Here is a 17,256-nt window from a genome sequence, read left to right as displayed (position 1 = left end):
CTGCGTCATACTACCCAGTAGGTCGTTATGAACAGCCGCACAGCCACTCCTGATAGCCCGCTTGCAGGGATTCGGGTCATCGACCTCGGCATGCTGCTCCCGGGCCCGGTTTGCGCTCTGCACCTGGCTTGGCTGGGGGCCGATGTCCTGAAAGTGGAGCCGCCCGGCGGAGAACCGGGCCGACATCTTTATGACGGCGCTTTTTTCGACAGCTACAATCGCGGCAAACGGTCCGTGGAGCTCGATCTGAAGCGGGACGAAGGGCGAGAGCGACTGCTCGATATCGCCCGCTCGGCCGACGTGGTCGTCGAAAACTTCCGGCCCGGTGTCGCCGACCGGCTCGGTGTCGGTGCGGATATGCTGCGGACATTGAACCCGCGGCTCGTCTATTGCGCGATCAGCGGGTTCGGACGAGGATCGCGTGAGACGGCTCCGGCCCATGACCTCAATTTTCTGGCGCGGTCGGGAGCACTCGCTCTCCCGACGACATGGTCGGGACAAGGGCGGCGATCGACCCGGCCCGCCATGCCTGTCGCCGACCTCGGCGGTGCCGCCATGGCGGTCCAGGCCATTCTCGCTGCGCTGATACAGCGGTCGCGGACGGGCGTCGGCGCCACGCTGGAAATCGCGATGCAGGAAGTCATGCTGCACTGGCTGACATGGCGGGCGTCAGCGCAAGAGCGTGGCGACGACGCGGCCTGGACGCGTTATCTGGAGCCCGCCAACGACATATATGAAACCGGCGACGGGCGCGCGATCGCGATCGGCGCCATCGAGCCGCGGCTGTGGCGCGCGCTGGTCAACGCCTTGAGCGAGGAAGGTTTCGTCTTTCCTGCGGGAAGCGAAGAATGGGACTGGCGCAAGCGCCGGGCCCAGGCCGCCGTTTTGGCCGATATCCTTTCGCGCGCCTTCGCCAGCCGCGGCATGGCGCAATGGATCGAGCGGCTAGAGCAAGCCGGCGTCCCGGCGGACCCCCTGCTCACCCCTTCGGAAGCGCTTGCGGACCCCTGGCTCAGCGAGCGCAGAATAGTCGCGGCCGATGGATGGCTCCGCCCCCCGCTGCCCGGTGTCGGGGATCTGGCGCCCGCTCCCGTGCTCAACAGCGAGCATATGGCGGTGCAGTCGGGCAAGGTCTGGCTGTAGAATGGATATCATGCAGACCATTGACGACATCGTGCGCCACTTCGCAGTTGCCACGCCCGACCACCCCGCGCTCAGCTTCGAAGGGCGCACACGCAGCTTCGCGCAACTCGAGCGCGACAGCAATCGCACCGCCGATCTGCTCGCCCGGCTGGGTGTCGCACAAGGCGATCGCGTCGCCTTTCTCGGCCGCAACCGTGCCGAGCATTTCGACGTTATATTCGCAGTCGCGAAGCTGGGAGCGATCTCGGTCGGCATGAATTGGCGGCTGAGCGCGGCTGAACTCGCCGCGCAACTGGAGGATTGCTCGCCGCGTGTCGCGCTGGCGTCGCGGGCGGCCATGGGGCTGCTCGACGACGCGTGCCGCGGGCTCAACGAACCTCCGATCCGTCTCGACTTCGACGACCCCTCTGCCGACGGCTACGCCCGCCGGATGCGATCCGCCGACGACGCTCCGCGGGCGCGTGTTTCCCGTCAGGGCGACATCTGCATGATCTGCTACACGTCGGGAACGACCGGCCATGCCAAGGGCGTCGCCTTCACCCATCAAAGCCTCTGGTCGATCATGCCCGGTGCCGCCGAGGCGTGGGCCTTTGACGAGCATAGCGTCAGCCTTGTCTGCATGCCGACCTTCCACACCGCCGGCGCCTGCTGGGGACTGCTCGCCCTCTCGTGCGGAGGGCATGACATACTGGTCTCGGAGTTCGAAGCGAATGCGGTCGCCGATCTGCTGGCATCGGAGCAGGTGACCAATGCAATGATGGCGCCCATCATGCTCGAGCAGGTGATCGGAGCCATCGAGAACAGTCCGCCACGCGACCTGTCGCGACTGCGCAAGATACTCTATGGCGCGGCGCCGATAACCGAACCGGTGTTGGCGCGGGCGCTGACCGTGCTGCCGTGCGGCCTCGTGCAAGGCTATGGCCTCACCGAAATCAACGGCACGATCACGATTCTCCGGTCCGAGGATCATGCGCTCGACGACGAACATCGCGGGCGCCTTCGTTCCGCCGGCACGGCGGTCCCGTGGGGCGACGTGCGGGTCGTGGACCCCGAAACCGACCGCGATTGCCCGAGGCACGTCGTCGGCGAGGTGTGGGGCCGCAGCCCCGGCATGATGGAAGGCTATTGGCGAAAACCCGAGGAAACGGCCGCGGTGATAACCGGCGACGGCTGGCTCCGGACCGGAGACGCCGGGTTTCTCGACGACGACGGCTATCTGTTCCTCACCGACCGCATCAAGGACATGATCGTGACGGGCGGCGAGAATGTCTATCCGATCGAGATCGAACATGTCCTGGCCGCGCATCCGTCCGTGGATGCCGTCGCCGTCATCGGCGTCCCCGACGCGCGGTGGGGCGAAGCGGTAAAGGCCATCGTGCTGCCGCGCGGCGAACGGCCCGACGAGGCGGAGCTGATCGCGTGGGCGCGCGAACGCATTGCCGCCTACAAATGCCCGAAATCCATCGATTTTGTTGAGGAAATGCCGCGCAACGCGTCCGGAAAAATCCTCAAGCGAACCCTTCGAGATATCTATTGGAGCGGCCATGAGCGGCGGATCAGCTGAGGTTCTCGCCGATGCATGCCTCGCCGGGCGGCGTTGTCTGGTCACAGGTGCCGGGAGCGGTATCGGTCGGGCCATTACGCTTCGTCTTGCTGCGCTCGGAGCGCATGTGACGGGGGTCGGGAGGCATCTTGAAACGCTCGAGGAAACGGCGAAGCAAGCCGGGGAGCGAGGCGGTTGCGTCGCGGCCGTCGCATGTGACGTGCGAAACGCGGACATGGCGGCCGAGATGATCTCGCAAGTGGCGGGGGATCATGGAATCGACCTGCTGGTGAACAATGCCGGTGGCCAGTTCTATGCTCCGGCGACGCAGATTTCGCGACGCGGCTGGGATGCCGTGATCGATCTCAATCTGTCCGCCGTCTTCAGCCTTATCCTTGCGGCGCACCCGCATCTGGCCAGACGCCGCGGCGCCGTCGTCAATATGTCGCTCACCGGCATAGATCGGGGCATCATGGGCGCCGCCCACGGCGTTGCAGCCCGCGCGGGCGTTCTCGGCCTGACGAGAACGCTCGCGCTCGAATGGGGTAGCCAGGGAATCCGCCTCAACTGCATCGGCCCCGGAATCGTCTTTACCGAGAATCTGGATCCGACGGCGCGGGAACGCGCGCTCGAAAGAATGGACGCCATCCCGCTCGGTCGCGGCACCGACACGCAAGCCATTGCAGAGCTCGTGGCCTTTCTCGCCAGCGACGCGGCGCAACTGATCACCGGACAGTTGCTGCAAATCGACGGTGGCGCGCATCTGGGTGCAGGCATTCACGCATGGGCGCCTGAAAAGGTCAGGGCATGACAGGACGTTTTGAAGGGAAAGTGGCGTTCGTCACCGGGGCGGCGCGAGGGCAAGGCCGGGCGGTCGCGGTCGCATTCGCCCGCGAAGGAGCGGATATTATCGCCCTCGACATATGCGGCGCGGTCGCACCGGATTCACCTTCCTCGATACCCGCCGATTTCGAAGAAACCGTCGCCGCCGTTCAGGCGCAAGGCCGGCAGATCGTCGCAAAGCACGGAGACATCCGGGATCTGGCGGCGATCGAGCATGCCATCGACTGCGGTGTCAAAACATTCAGCCGGCTCGACTTCGTGATCGCCAACGCCGGAATTTCCGGAATGGGTGCTTCCGACCAGTTGACGACAGAGCAATGGGACCGAATGATCGAGGTCAATCTTTCGGGGGCCTGGCGGACCTGCCGCGCCGCCATCCCCCATCTGCGCGCGACAGAAAATGGCGTGATCATTTTCACCGCCTCTGCCACCGGCATCAAGGCGCTTCCCGGCGTTTCGCATTATTCGGCGGCGAAGCACGGTGTCATCGGCCTGATGCAATCCCTGGCCGCAGAGTTGGGACCGAAATGGATACGCGTGAACGCGGTGTGTTCGACGACCGTCCGGACCCCGATGATAGAGCATGAGGCTCATTTCCGGCTGTTCAGACCGGATCTTGAGCATCCGACCGCTGCGGACATCGAGAAAGCTGCCGCGCGCATCAATATTCTGCCGACTCCATGGGTGGAAGCGGAGGATGTGGCGAATGCGATACTCTGGCTGTGTTCCGACGAGGCGCGTTTCATAACCGGCGTGGCGCTTCCGGTCGATGCCGGTTTCCTGATCAAGTGAGGATATGAAGGTGGGTCCAGTAGATATCCACGTGAGCGACGGGCTCGCATTCATTTCGGTCGACCATCCGCCGGTCAATGCCTTGAGCCTGACCGTTAGGCAGGGGCTGGCCCGGGCGATTGCGGCCGCCAATGCCGACCCTCTCGTGGACGGACTCATACTTCGGACGATCGGCAAGACCTTCATAGCGGGTGCCGACATCAAGGAACTTCAGCAAGGCATGCACCTGCAATCCCCGACCGTGCGGGATATCCAAGACATGATCGAGGCAGGCAAGCCCAGCGTCGCTGCCATACATGGAAGCGCTTTGGGCGGCGGCCTCGAACTCGCGCTGACCTGCACGTTTCGTGTCGGGCTCCCCGATGCAACGGTCGGTTTGCCCGAGGTCAAGCTCGGCCTGTTGCCGGGCGCGGGGGGCACGCAGCGCCTTACCCGGCTCTGCGGGCCACGGGTCGCGCTCGACGTCATACTTTCCGGCCGGCGCCTGGATGCAAAGGAAGCGTCCGATCTCGGCATATTCGACGCGATCGTGACCGACACCCACGAAGCACCCGCCCGCTTTCTGCGCGACCGGCTTGCCGCTGGCGACGTTCCGCCGCCGATTCTGGAAAGGAGCCACGCCATCGCAAACGTCGATGCCGCGATCTTCACGGATGCCCGGACGAACAATCGCAAGCGTGCTCGCGGGCGTCTGGCGCCGGATGCCATCGTCGATTGCATCGAGGCCGCATGCCGCTTGCCTGGGGCGGAGGGCGTGGCATTTGAACGAGCGCAGTTCGACGCGTTGCAGGGGGGCGAGCAGAACAGAGCGCTCGCCTACGCGTTTTTTGCCGAGCGCGACGCCGCCAAGGCGCTCGGAAGCAACCCTGCTCCGGCCTTGGAGGTGGCGCGGGCAGGAATCGTTGGCGGCGGACTGATGGGATCGGGCATTGCGGTCGCCCTTGCCAATGCCGGTATCGATGTCATTCTTGTCGACGTCGATCAGGATGCCACGTCGGCCGCGCAGCAACGGATCGCACAAATTCATGCGGGTGCGGTGGCACGCGGCGCGATGAGCGATGCGGCGCGCCACGCCGCGCAGAATCATATTCATTTTCATACCGACTATCGGAGCTTCTCTTCCTGCGATCTTGTGATCGAGGCCGCCCCCGAAAGGATGGCGATCAAGGAAAGCATTTTCGCGCGCCTTGGCGAGGTGACTCCCGCCCATGCCATCCTTGCAAGCAACACCAGTTCGCTGGACATCGACCGGATGGCAGCCGCGTCGAACCACCCGTCGCGGGTTATCGGCCTGCATTTCTTCTCGCCCGCGCACGTCATGAAGCTGGTTGAGGTCGTGCGGTCGGGCGCCAGCAGCCCGGAGGCGCTTTCCACGGGAATGGCGCTTGCCAGGCGGTTGGGAAAGGTTGCCGTGCTTGCGGGGAATTGCGATGGCTTCATCGCCAACCGCTCCCTTCAATTTTATACCGGCCAGGCCGAATTTCTGATGGAGCAGGGCGCCAGCCCGGAACAGATCGATCATGTGGCGGAAGCGTTCGGCATGCCTATGGGCCCGGTGGCCATGCGCGACATGGCGGGGCTAGACGTGGCCGCATTGGTACGATCCGTGAGAGCCAGGACGCTGCCGCCCGAGGAGCGGCTGTCCCCGCTGATCGAAAAGATGGTCGAGGCCGGGCGCCTGGGGCAAAAAAGCGGGGCCGGATTCTATCGATATGAAGGCCGAAAACGCATCACCGACCCCGAAGCCCTCGCCATTATCCAGGCAGCCGCGCGCGAGCTGGGGATCCGGCAACGAAGCTTCACCGACGAAGAGATTCGCGACCGTCTGTTCCTGCCGATTATCAACGAAGGCGCGCGCGAGATCGAGGAAGACATAGCGCTGCGCGCCAGCGATATCGATGTAGCGTGGGTCAACGGCTATGGCTTCCCGGCGCATCGCGGAGGACCGATGTACTGGGGCGAACAGACCGGGCTGGACCGCGTGGTTGCGATGGCGGAGCGCCTGGGTGCCGAGTTGGGCCCCCGATGGCAGCCGTCAGCGTTGCTCCGCCATGTCGCGGCAAGCGGCGGAGAATGGTCCCGAACCCTAGGCGGAAAGGATTGAGTCTTGCGTGAAGTAGCCATCGTCGCAACCGCCCGTACTGCAATCGGCAAGGCACACAAGGGCGCCTTCAACATCACCGAAGCCCCGGTGCTGGCCAGCCATGTGCTGAAAGCCGCGGTCGAACGTTCCGGCATCGATCCCGCGCGGATAGACGATGTCTATTTCGGCACGGCCCTTCAGCACGGCTCCCAAGGATCCAATCTTGGCCGGATGTCGATTTTCGCATCCGGTCTGCCGATCAGCATTCCCGCGATGACGCTCGATCGCAAATGCGGGTCCGGCCTGTCCGCAATCGCACTGGCGGCGCGGTCCATTATCGCCGACGATATCGACATAGCTCTGGCGGGTGGCATGGAGAGCGTCAGCCTCGCCATTCCGCAGGCGCCGCCCCCGATCCAGAACCGATCGGTCATTTCGGGACAACCGCACGCCTATATGGCCATGATCGAAACGGCCGAACTCGTCGCCGAGCGCTATGGCATTTCGCGGGACGCACAGGACGGCTTCGCGGCGGAGAGCCATCGCCGCGCCACGGAAGCAATCGAGCGCAACCTGTTCGCCGACGAGATTGTGCCCATAACCGTGGAACGCGCGCTTCGCTCCAGGGAAGGAATGGTTTCGGGTGTCGAGGAGGTCCGGATCGATCGCGACGAGGGTGTTCGTGGCGATACAACGAAAGAGGCGCTCGCCGGACTGAAGCCCGTGTTCCAGGGCGGTGAGTTGATCGCACAGGGACAGCATGTCACGGCAGGAAACGCCAGCCAGTTGTCCGATGGCGCATCGGCGCAATTGTTGATGGAGCGGTCGACCGCAGAGGCGGAGGCCAAAGAGATATTGGGCTTTTATCGGGGCTTTCAGGCGGCGGGCTGCGCTCCGGAGGAGATGGGCGTCGGTCCGATCCATGCCATCCCCAAGCTGCTGCAACGTGCGGGGCTCGGGATCGATGACATCGGATTATGGGAGATAAACGAGGCGTTCGCCAGCCAATGCCTCTATTGCCGCGACTTTCTGGGCATCAACGATGCTCGATTGAACGTCAACGGCGGCGCGATCGCAGTGGGGCATCCGTTCGGGATGACGGGAAGCAGGCTGGTGGGCCACGCCCTGCTCGAAGGTCGCCGCCGCGGCATACGCTGGGTCGTCGTATCCATGTGCACGGCAGGAGGGATGGGCGCGGCCGGCCTGTTCGAGGTGGCCGACTGAGGTTCGCGCCATGAGACAGGCTTCAGCGGAACGGCGAATCAGGACGCGAGAGAAGTTCGGATATGTCGTCGGCACTGAACGCCTGGCCGTTTTCCAGCACGAGCGTGAAATGTTCGCGGTCCTGCGGCGATGCCCGATGGAACGCGACAAGAATTTCGCGAAGCGGCCTCGCCGCTGGCAGATCATCTTCCAGCAGCGGCAATTCGATGCCGCTCTCTTCGTCATGCGCGCGCGTCAGCGTGCCGCGCAAATCCCAGATATGCCGATTATCCGTCATGCCCGATCCCTGATCTGAGTGCCGCCGCTCTGTCCGGCGCAGTGTGCGCAGCAGAAGATATCGTCGCCCTCTTCCACGCCATGTCCGATGATTCGACAGTCGCAATGGACGCAGCGCGGCGCCAGCGCTTCGATCGCGCATTCGAAACTGTCGAAGGTCGAGGTCTTCCCGCCGAGTTCGACGGTGAAGCTCTTGTCATAATCGTTGCCGCATTGATCGCAGATCGCCATCACAACCTCCTCTAATCGCTCCGGTTCGACTTCGCACGCGGCGTCGCCGGCCTGCCCTTTTCGCCGCGGTCCCGTCCGAGGCCAGCGGTCTCGGCCGACGCGCGCTGATCGGGCGGATAGTCCCCGGCCTTCACGATGCCGACATTATCGCGATCCTCGACATCCTCCCGCGGAAGTCCGCCCGGCGTCGGAGCGCCCTCGGCCTGCTCGGACCGGGCATCGCCGTCGGCGCGTTTGTCCTTTTCCGCCATCTTCGAGCTCCTGCGGGCGTTCCAAGATGCAGGAGAGACGCGCCCCTCGATGGGGGAGTTCCCCATGGAGCAAGGGGAGCGCCGCAAAAATCGGCAAAACTTCAAATGGATCAACTTGTGCGGACGCGCATTCGGTGCCGCCGATCAAGAATGAAAGGAAACCGAGGCCGACAAGACCCTCAACCGAACGAAACACATTGTCCGATATTCCGGTCGGCAGCGCGGGCCAGCACATGATGTCCCGCCGCAATGTCCTGCGCGGCGATGCCCAGCGATTTGTAGATCGTGATGTCGTCGTCGCTGCAGCGTCCCGCCACCTTGCCCAACGCGACCTCACCGATCTCGCCGAGGATATGATCGGGACCAATCAGACCCGCGGCGATCGCGCGCAGATATTCGCCGGCCTGGTTGAGCGCGGAATCCCGATAATCAACGAAGAAGCGCGACTTCGCGACCAGATCGCCATCGATCTCGGCGGTGCTCGGAATGCTTGAGCCCACGATGTTGAGGTGCGTGCCCGGTTCGATCCACGCTCCCGGCAGGATCGGTTCGGAGGCATGGGTCGTGGTGCAGACGATGTCGGCGCCCGCCACGGCATCGGCCACCTGTTCGACGGCGCGACAGCCGACATCATAGGTGGCGGCACAGGATGCGGCGAGAGCCTGCGCCTTCGCGGGATTGCGGCCCCAGATGCGGATGTCCGCGATCGGCCGGACGGCAATCATCGCCTCGACATGTCGCCTTGCCTGTTCGCCGGTGCCCAATATGGCCAGTCGCGTCGCTTCCCTGCGGGCGAGAAGGCGCGTCGCCATGCCGCTGGCGGCGGCCGTCCGGATCGCCGTGATCTCGGCGGCGTCGAGCAGTCCGACCGGGTGGCCGTGGCCGGTTTCGAACAGCACCAGCATCCCGAGATGCGACGAAAGGCCGGTGCCGGCATTGCGGGGGAAGAGGCTGAGCAGCTTGACCGCGTACATATCGGCGGTCGCCAGATAGCCCGGCATGATCCCGAGCGCACCGATGTCGCCGGGCATCGTCATGATGCTGCGCAGCGGCAGCAGCGATTGCCCTTCTGACACCGCGACCATCGTGGTTTCCATCAGCTCGATGCACGCCGACATCGGCAGCATTTCGCGGATTTCGGGACCGGACAAGACGCGCAGTTCGATGCTCATTCCACCCCCCGGTTCGTCGTCAAAGCGAAGCAACCGGAGTTCCGCCGGCATGCTGCTGGTCGGTTTGCCCTATACCAGCGCAACAAAAGCCCGCCAGCCATGCGAGCCCGACAATTCGCAAGGCACGCCGACAGCCAGGCTCGGGAGGGCGGAGGTCCCCGACGCACGACGACGTTGCTTGTCCAGGAGGAAAGGCTCGCTCACCGGACTGCCGGCTAGCCATCGGGACGGAAGCGGCGGCGTTCGGGGTCGCGCTCGCAGCGAAACCGGTCCCTGATCCGATCGTTGAAGAAGGTCCCCGCCGACGCCGCCCGACACAAGTCGTCGAACAGTTCCTCCGGAACGTCGAAATAGAAATAGATGCCGCTATTGCGAAAGCGGATGCAAAGGATGGACGTATCCGGATCGAACGCCGCGCGATCGATCATCGAGGATTGGTCGATCCGGCAGGTGCGCATTGCAGTCCCTATCCTTGCCCTACCCTGTCGAAATGAAGCCCTGCCCGAAAAGTTGCGATCGGGGTGCGGGCCGTCCGCGTCGAGCAACCGGGAGACGCGGCTTGCGTTGGTTGATCATGCAAATCGATATTTCGCGAACATGACGCCGCGCTGTTCCTCGACACTGTGGGGTGTTCGCCGCGGTCAGAGCGCGGGCAATGACGCGCGCGATGCCGCGCACGCCGCGGGCGCGGCGCGCATCCCGCTCGTCCCCGGGCTCATGCGGGGGGTCGGTTAGGCCATGGACATGCTCAGCCCCGATCTCCTCTGACCGATCGCCGGTGCCGTCGTCGCCGGTGCGGTGATCGGGGGCGAGCGCGAATATCGCGCGAGCCCGGCCGGACTGCGCACGCATATCCCCGTCTCGCTGTCGTGACGGCTTCGAGGAAGAGAAAGCCGAAGCCCTCGTCGCCGCGATCCGCGGGGACGCGGGCATCACCGGTTTCGACATCCACCCCCAGCAAGCTTGACGCACGACGGCGACGCCACACGCTCGTTAGACGGCCCCGACCCCGAGCCGTTCGGGCGCAAGATGGGCGGGTGCGATGCCCCAGTCGGTCAGACCCGCGGGCCATGCGCCGCCGGTGATGAGCACCTCGGCAATCGCGCTCATCGCCGGGGCGGTCTGAAGGCCATATCCGCCCTGACCCGCAAGCCAGAAGAAGCCGTCGGCGTCGGGGGCGAAGCCCGCGACCGGAACGCGGTCGTGCGTGAAGGTGCGCAGCCCCGCCCAGCTATGGCCGATCCGCCGGACGGCAAGCGACGTATAATGTTCGACCTTCGCCGCCGCGAGCGCGATGTCATATTCCTCCGGCTGGGCGTCGGTCGGCTCGCTCGGCACTTCGTCGACGGGGCACGCCAGCAGGCGCCCCGATTCGGGCAGCATGTAGAAATCGTCGACCGCGGTCTTGGTGAACGGCCAGTCGCGAACCTCCTGACCGGGCGGCGCGTCGAAGGCGATGATCGTGCGGCGCAGCGGTTGCAGGCCCAACGGCGCGACGCCCGCCAGCCGCGCGACCTCGTCACACCAGGCGCCCGCCGCGTTGACGAGGACGGGGGCGGCGAACCGATCGCCGGCCGCGGTGGTCGCGACCCAGGCCGCGCCGTCGCGGGCGATCGCGACGACGCGGGCGCCCGCGATCGACCGGCCGCCTTCGCGCTTGATCGCGGCGCGGTAATCCTGTTGCAGCGCCTCGCTGTCGAGGCGGCGCGCGGTCCGGTCGAGCACTGTGGCGACGATCCCGTCGCCGCCGCAACGCAGGACCGGCATGACGGCGCGCACGGCATCGGCGTCGAGGCGCTCGAGCCCGTCGCTATAGGGCCGCATCTCCGCCTCCAGCGCGTCGAGCCCGGCAAGCATCTCCGGCGGCGCGATGAACAGCGCGGAGGAAGGACGCGACAGCGCGGTGCCGTTGGCGCCCACGGTTTCGAAATGCGCGCGGCTGAACGCCGTCATCCCGCGCACCACCGATTTGCCGATGCCGAAATGATAATAGGTCGCGCTGCGGCCGCTCGAATGATAGCCAAAACCGTCCTCGGCCTCGAGCAGGATGGTCCGGCCGTGCGGGGCGAGCCGCGCCGCCGCGGACACGCCGGCGATGCCGCCGCCCACAATCAGGAAATCGGCGGTCTGCAAGTCTCACTCCTATGAAACGGTGGCCGGCGGCGGGCGCGGCACGGGTCTCGCCCGGCCTAGTTCGCGACGCGGATGATGCCGACGCCCTTCACGATGTCGATCCGCGTGCCGAAAGGCGCCGACAGCCGCTGGAGCCGTTCGAGGATGCGGGCGCCGGTTGCCGCGTCGGCCATGTTCGGCACGCCGCGCGCCGCGCCCGTCGCGGTGACGCCGAGGTCGATCGGATACAGGCGCACCTCGGTCAGCCGTCCGTCGCGGAAATGCGTAGTCGCGATCACCGATTCATAGAGGTTGGGATCGGAAAAGCTCTTCGCGTTGCGCGCCTGGAGCAGTTCGGGGGTCGTAACGCTGCCCGGCGTGACGCCGAACTGGTCGAACATGTCGGCGGGCACCTCGTCGAGCGAATTGTTCATCATCGCGAAGTTGCCGAGCGAATAGAAGATCGGCTTGCCCTTATAGATCTCGATACCGCGAAGCTGGTGCGGCCCGTGCCCCATATAGACGTCCGCGCCCGCATCGATGATCTGGCGGGCAAGACCGGGCGCGAAATCGGCAGGGGTCTGGCTGGCGTTGCCGGGTTCGTGATTGTGCAGCGAAAAGACGACGAAATTGCCGTTCTGCTTCGCCTGCCGCACCGCGAGCAGATTGGCGTCCAGATCCTTCCGGTTGAGATCGTAGCCGATCGTCATCGGGGTCGTCGGAGCATCGACCGCGCGAAAGTCGCGGCCCTTGATCCGCACCGTCGCGCCCGCCTTCGTTCCGGTGATGCGCGCCAGCACCGCAAGGTCGGCTTCGGACACCTGCCCGATCTCGGTGCTGCGGATCGTGTTGGCGCCGGGACGGCCCGGCACCCGGCCCAGCGGGTCGGCGGCGGGGGTCATGGGGGTGAAGGTCGTCGTCGCCGAAACGAGCGCGACGCGCCCCTGCGGCCCGTCATAATAGGCGGGCGCGCGCGCCTCTGCCATCGTCCGTCCGGTTCCGGCGCGCACCAGCTTCGCGGCGTCGAGCAGCTTCAGCGTCTCGATCATCCCCTCAACGCCCCAGTCGGTCGCATGGTTGTTGGCATGGCCGACGATATCGATGCCCATGGCGGCGACGTCCTTGGGCACTGCCGGATCAGCGAGCATCCAGGTCCCGCCCGATTCGGCCTGCGGCGACCCCTTGAAGGTCGCGAGGTCGAGCGCGGTGGTCTCGAAATTGCCGAAGGTCACGTCGGCACCGCGCAGGATGCGCAGCATTTCGGGTGCCTGCTTCTCCAGCGTCGCCAGCATCGGGCGCAGATAGATGAGGTCGCCGACGGCGGCGAGGCTGAAATCGCCCGCGATCGGCGTGCTGGGGACCGGCACGGTTTCGAGCGTCTGGCCGCCGCGCTGCTGGGCATGGACCGAAAGCCCGGTCAGCGCCGCCGCGGCCGATCCGGCCAGCAACAGGATGCGCAGGACCTTGGGGCAGGCAAAGGGACGGGCGAAATTGGTCGACATGCGGATGCTCCCCTGATGTGAAGCATAGCGAATAGGCGGCGGCGCTGACACCAACCTGTCACCGGTCAATCGGCGCGCAGAAAACGCACCGTCACGCACAATCCCCGGCCGCTCCGGCCGTCCGCCAGTTCGATCTGCGCGCCCATGCGCTGCGCCAGCGCGCGCGCGATCGGCAGGCCCAGACCGGTCCCCGTCGGCTGCCCGCGTCCCTGGATGCGGTAAAAGCGATCCCAAACCTTCTCACGCTCCGCCTCGGGAATGCCGGGGCCGTCGTCGTCGATCTCGACCAGCGGCCCGCGCGCGTCGTTCGTCAGGCAGACCGAGACCATCCCCCCGGGGCGGCTGTAGCGTATCGCATTGTCGAGCAGATTGCCGATCAACTCGGCGGCAAGCGTGGGCTGGCCCATTGCCATCACCGGACCCTCGCCCTCCTTTTCATAGCTGATGAGCCGGTCGGCCGAGGCCTGCGCGGCGCGCTCGCCCGTCACGCCGGCGGCGATGTCGGCGAGGTCGAACGGCTGCACCGATATCATCCCCTGATCCTCGCTCCGCGCGAGCGCGATCAACTGGCGCAGCAATTGTTCGAGCGTGTCGATGGCGTGCGGAATGTCGGTCAACGCCGCCTGCCCCTGCCGCGATTGCGGGCCATAGCGTTCGAGCACGTCGAGCTGCACGCGCACGACCGCAAGCGGCGTGCGCATCTGGTGCGAGGCGTTCGAGGTGAACTGGCGCAGCGATTCGCTCGCGCGTTCCAGCCGCGCCATCAGTCCGTTGAACGCGGCGACAAAGGGACGGATTTCGGTCGGGGTCGCCTCGTCCGCATCGAGCCGGACCGAGGGAGAGGCGGCGCGCCGTGCCGCCTCGACCTGTTCGGTCAGCGTGCCGAGCGGGCGCAGACCCCAGCGGATCGCCAGCCAGAACAGCAGGCCGGTCACGAACAGCGCCGTCAATCCGATCATCAGGACCTGCCGCAGGAAGGCGCGCTCGTGCGCCAGGCGGTCGTCGACATAATCGGCGATCTGGATCGCGATCAGCCGGTCGTCGCCGTGCGCGCGGCGAATTTCCATCGCGATCCGCGCGGGCTTTCCGTGCAATGTGCCATCGCGCAGATAGGCGGCCTGCGTCACCGCGCGCGCATCGGCGGGGTCGAGATAGCCGCGCACCAGCCGGGTCTGGCGATAGGCGTTGGTGAAGACCGTCGGGGGATGGCGGTCGATCGTGCCGTCGTCGGTCGGACTATAGTCGGCGGGCGGGCGCAGCGCCGCGTCGCCGGCGATCAGCCGCTCGCCGCGCCAGACGCTGTAATGCACGACCGGACGCGCGCGTCGCTTGAGCAGGTGAACCGCGAGCGGGATCAGCCGTTCGCGGTCGGCCGCCGGGCTGTTGTACGCGAGACTCAGGGTGCGCACCGAACCGATCAACACCCGGTCGACGGTATCGGCCTCGTTGTTGCGCGCGACCAGCGTCGTGATGATGCCGAAGAACAGCACGAGCCCCGTGAGCGGCAGGAGAACGGCGGCGGTCAGGCGAAAGCGCAGCGAGGGGGGAAGACGGCGCATCGGTCAATCGGTCTCGATCATATATCCGAGGCCGCGCACGGTGCGGATCGCGGGGCCCGACGGTTGCAGCTTGCGGCGCAGGCGCCCGACATAGACTTCGAGCGCGTTGGGCGTCACGGCATCGTCGAAATTGAAGACTTCCGCCGCCAGCCTTTCCTTCGGGATCACCTTGCCCGGCCGCCCCATCAGCGTTTCGAGCACCGCGAGTTCGCGGCGGCGCAGATTGATCGCCCGGCCGTCGAGCGTCACCGTCCGGCTCGAACGGTCGAACGACAGCGCGCCGATCCGCAGCACCGGGTCGGCGGTGCCCTGGCTGCGGCGGACTAGCGCGCGCAGGCGCGATTCGAGTTCGCGCGGACTGAACGGCTTGGCCATATAATCGTCGGCGCCGCGATCGAGGCCGGTGACCCGGTCGTCGATCATGTCGCGCGCGGTCAGGATCAGGATCGGCGTCGTCACCCCGCGTGTGCGCAGCGCCCCCAGCACGTCGAGCCCGTCCATGTCGGGAAGTCCCAGATCGAGGATGATCGCGCTGTAGGGCTCGCTTTCGGCGAGATGCAGCGCGTCTTCGCCATTGGCCAGGCAATCGACCGCGAAGCCGGCCGCCTCCAGCGAGGCGGCCATGCCGCGCGACAGGCGCTCGTCATCCTCCACCAACAGCACGCGCATGATCCGATTCCGCTTCGCCTCCTGCCCTGTTGCGATAGAAATTACGGCCAGCCTCTATCTCCGCATACGGAAATGTCACGCCCGGCTCCGATAATTTTCCATTCATTACCCGAAAGCCGGGCCGCCGTCGTTGGTGTCAGCTTCGTGACAGCGACCTCGATTAGGGAGGCGCGCTCGAACCTTGTCCGTAGCGCCACGGGAGAATCGGATATGAAGACCAGCCTGCCTCTGCTTGCGGGGGCGACCTTGGCCTTGTGCGGCGCGACGCCGGCCGTGGCTCAGGCGCCCGCGCCCGGCGACGCCGCCACCATTGCGCAGCTCGATGGACTGTTCGCACGCTGGGCGCGCGACGATACGCCGGGCTGCGCGATCGCCATCTCGCGGGGCGGACAGCCGATCGCGATGCGAAGCTATGGCATGGCCAGCCTCGAACTCGGGGTGCCTGCCACCGTCGACAGCATCTACGAAGCCGGTTCGGATTCGAAGCAATTCACCTCCGCCGCGATCCTGATGCTGGCGCGCGAGGGCAAATTGTCGCTCGACGACGATATTCGCAAATATCTTCCCGAAATGCCGGCCTATGCCGCACCGGTCACGATCGCGCACATGCTGCACCACACCAGCGGCCTGCGCGACTGGGGATCGGTTTCAGCGATCGAGGGCTGGCCGCGCAATTCGCGCACCGCGAACAACGATGACGTGCTGCGGATCGCCGCGCGTCAGGCCGAACTCAATTTCGCGCCGGGCAGCCACTATCTTTACAGCAACAGCAACTACAACCTGCTGGCGATCATCGTCGACCGGGTCAGCGGGCAGTCGCTCGCCGATTTCACCCGCGACCGCATCTTCGTCCCGCTGGGCATGACCAGCACGCGCTGGCGCGACGACCATGGCGATATCGTGCCCGGCCGCACCGGCGCCTATGAGTTCGAAGACGGCGTCTGGCGCAACGAACAGGTGATCGAGGACGCCTATGGCAATGGCGGCCTGCTCACCACCGTCGGCGACCTCGTCAAATGGCAGGCGGCGCTCGACAGCGATTTCTTCGGGCCGGGTTTCACCGCCCAGATGCAGCAGACGACGAAGCTCAACGACGGAACGCCGATCGCCTATGCGCTCGCGCTGGTGAATCTCGACCATCGCGGGCAGCAGGAGGTCGGCCATTCGGGGTCGACCGGCGGCTATCGGGCCTGGATGGCGCGCTATCCGGCGCAGCGGCTCGCCGTATCGCTGCTCTGCAACGCGGGCGATGCCGATGCGCCGGCGCTGGGGCGCGCGGCCGCCGATATCTTCCTGCCGCCCGACAACGCCAGGACCTATGTGCCGCGCGGCGCCGCCCCGACCGGTCTCTATGCCGACAGCGTGAGCGGCGCGCCGCTGCGTTTCGAGGTCGACGACAAGGGCGGCCTGCGCGCCGACGGCCGCGCACTCGTTCCGTTCGGGCCGGGGCGCTGGATGCTGCGCGAGGATATCTTCGCCTTCGGCGCGAAGGGCAGCCTGGTCCGCGAAACGCGCGAGGGGGAAAAGATTCCCTATCGCAAGGTCGACGCCGTGACCGCGCTCGATCCCGCGCCTTATGTCGGCCGCTTCTGCTCGGTCGAAACCGGAACCTGCCTCAGCTTCCAGGCCAGCGGCGGCCAGCTTGTCTACAGCGGTCCGCGCTGGACCGGCCAGCCGCTCGCACCGGCCTATCGCGACGTGTTCACCGGCGCCGCCACGCCGCGCGCCTCGCGCATTATCGTCAAGTTCCAGCGCGATGCCGCGGGTGCCGTCACCGCGCTCCGCTTCGGCGAGAACCGCGCCTTCGACCTGCTTTTCACGCGCGCGGACTGACCGCCGCTTTCATTCAACGACAT

General features: G+C 66.0%; 17 protein-coding genes. 8 read left to right on the top strand and 9 right to left on the bottom strand.

Going from position 1 to position 17,256, the window contains the following annotated elements; translation table 11 throughout:
• The first annotated feature begins 27 nt into the window (after positions 1 to 27).
• From C3E99_RS05580 to C3E99_RS05555, 6 genes are read left to right on the top strand one after another with little or no spacing between them, the layout of a single operon-like run.
• A complete protein-coding gene (locus C3E99_RS05580) occupies positions 28 to 1,143 on the top strand; it encodes a CaiB/BaiF CoA transferase family protein (protein WP_104959516.1) in 1,116 nt (371 codons plus the stop codon).
• Positions 1,040 to 2,707 carry a long-chain-fatty-acid--CoA ligase gene (locus C3E99_RS05575; RefSeq protein ID WP_104959515.1) on the top strand — a complete coding sequence of 556 codons (1,668 nt, stop codon included), beginning with the start codon at positions 1,040 to 1,042 and terminating at the stop codon, positions 2,705 to 2,707. The genes C3E99_RS05580 and C3E99_RS05575 overlap by 104 nt, the downstream gene beginning before the upstream one ends.
• Positions 2,688 to 3,497, top strand: a complete 810-nt coding sequence (locus C3E99_RS05570; RefSeq protein WP_104959514.1) for an SDR family oxidoreductase — start codon at positions 2,688 to 2,690, stop codon at positions 3,495 to 3,497. Before C3E99_RS05575 ends, C3E99_RS05570 begins: the two co-directional genes overlap by 20 nt.
• Positions 3,494 to 4,321 (top strand): mycofactocin-coupled SDR family oxidoreductase, encoded by an 828-nt coding sequence (locus tag C3E99_RS05565; RefSeq protein WP_104959513.1) that lies wholly within the window; start codon positions 3,494 to 3,496, stop codon positions 4,319 to 4,321. Before C3E99_RS05570 ends, C3E99_RS05565 begins: the two co-directional genes overlap by 4 nt.
• A gap of 31 nt (positions 4,322 to 4,352) precedes the next feature.
• A complete protein-coding gene (locus tag C3E99_RS05560) occupies positions 4,353 to 6,425 on the top strand; it encodes a 3-hydroxyacyl-CoA dehydrogenase NAD-binding domain-containing protein (protein ID WP_158682134.1) in 2,073 nt (690 codons plus the stop codon).
• Between the two features lie 3 nt (positions 6,426 to 6,428).
• Positions 6,429 to 7,628, top strand: a complete 1,200-nt coding sequence (locus tag C3E99_RS05555) for a thiolase family protein (protein WP_104959511.1) — start codon at positions 6,429 to 6,431, stop codon at positions 7,626 to 7,628.
• Between the two features lie 22 nt (positions 7,629 to 7,650).
• Here the strand turns inward: C3E99_RS05555 and C3E99_RS05550 are convergent, their stop codons facing one another.
• From C3E99_RS05550 to C3E99_RS05530, 5 genes are all read right to left on the bottom strand, one after another.
• On the bottom strand, positions 7,651 to 7,905 hold the full coding sequence (locus C3E99_RS05550) for a hypothetical protein (RefSeq protein ID WP_104959510.1): 255 nt from the start codon (positions 7,903 to 7,905) through the stop codon (positions 7,651 to 7,653).
• Complete coding sequence (locus C3E99_RS05545; protein ID WP_104959509.1) at positions 7,902 to 8,135, bottom strand: hypothetical protein; 234 nt, start codon at positions 8,133 to 8,135, stop codon at positions 7,902 to 7,904. The genes C3E99_RS05550 and C3E99_RS05545 overlap by 4 nt, the downstream gene beginning before the upstream one ends.
• Positions 8,136 to 8,146: 11 nt before the next feature.
• Positions 8,147 to 8,386, bottom strand: a complete 240-nt coding sequence (locus tag C3E99_RS05540; RefSeq protein WP_104959508.1) for a hypothetical protein — start codon at positions 8,384 to 8,386, stop codon at positions 8,147 to 8,149.
• 179 nt (positions 8,387 to 8,565) lie between these two features.
• The gene (locus tag C3E99_RS05535; RefSeq protein WP_199775068.1) at positions 8,566 to 9,558 is read right to left on the bottom strand and encodes an ornithine cyclodeaminase family protein; all 993 of its coding nucleotides are present in this window, start codon (positions 9,556 to 9,558) and stop codon (positions 8,566 to 8,568) included.
• A 215-nt stretch (positions 9,559 to 9,773) separates the two neighbouring features.
• Positions 9,774 to 10,016, bottom strand: a complete 243-nt coding sequence (locus C3E99_RS05530) for a KTSC domain-containing protein (RefSeq protein WP_234002615.1) — start codon at positions 10,014 to 10,016, stop codon at positions 9,774 to 9,776.
• Positions 10,017 to 10,329: 313 nt separating this feature from the next.
• On the opposite strand from C3E99_RS05530, the gene C3E99_RS20280 reads away from it, so the two are divergent.
• Positions 10,330 to 10,431, top strand: a complete 102-nt coding sequence (locus C3E99_RS20280) for an MgtC/SapB family protein (RefSeq protein ID WP_104960323.1) — start codon at positions 10,330 to 10,332, stop codon at positions 10,429 to 10,431.
• 120 nt (positions 10,432 to 10,551) lie between these two features.
• On the opposite strand, the gene C3E99_RS05515 is transcribed toward C3E99_RS20280, so the two are convergent.
• From C3E99_RS05515 to C3E99_RS05500, 4 genes are all read right to left on the bottom strand, one after another.
• The gene (locus C3E99_RS05515; protein WP_076075824.1) at positions 10,552 to 11,691 is read right to left on the bottom strand and encodes an NAD(P)/FAD-dependent oxidoreductase; all 1,140 of its coding nucleotides are present in this window, start codon (positions 11,689 to 11,691) and stop codon (positions 10,552 to 10,554) included.
• A gap of 56 nt (positions 11,692 to 11,747) precedes the next feature.
• Positions 11,748 to 13,172, bottom strand: coding sequence for a CapA family protein (locus C3E99_RS05510; RefSeq protein WP_083675109.1), 1,425 nt, complete (start codon positions 13,170 to 13,172; stop codon positions 11,748 to 11,750).
• A gap of 65 nt (positions 13,173 to 13,237) precedes the next feature.
• Positions 13,238 to 14,731 (bottom strand): sensor histidine kinase, encoded by a 1,494-nt coding sequence (locus C3E99_RS05505; protein ID WP_076075827.1) that lies wholly within the window; start codon positions 14,729 to 14,731, stop codon positions 13,238 to 13,240.
• Between the two features lie 3 nt (positions 14,732 to 14,734).
• Complete coding sequence (locus C3E99_RS05500; protein ID WP_067105752.1) at positions 14,735 to 15,400, bottom strand: response regulator; 666 nt, start codon at positions 15,398 to 15,400, stop codon at positions 14,735 to 14,737.
• 210 nt (positions 15,401 to 15,610) lie between these two features.
• On the opposite strand from C3E99_RS05500, the gene C3E99_RS05495 reads away from it, so the two are divergent.
• The gene (locus C3E99_RS05495; protein ID WP_076075829.1) at positions 15,611 to 17,233 is read left to right on the top strand and encodes a serine hydrolase domain-containing protein; all 1,623 of its coding nucleotides are present in this window, start codon (positions 15,611 to 15,613) and stop codon (positions 17,231 to 17,233) included.
• Positions 17,234 to 17,256: the final 23 nt, after the last annotated feature.

Source organism: Sphingopyxis sp. MG, from assembly GCF_002953155.1.
GTDB lineage: Bacteria > Pseudomonadota > Alphaproteobacteria > Sphingomonadales > Sphingomonadaceae > Sphingopyxis > Sphingopyxis granuli.
This window is presented reverse-complemented; position numbering and strand designations above follow the sequence as displayed.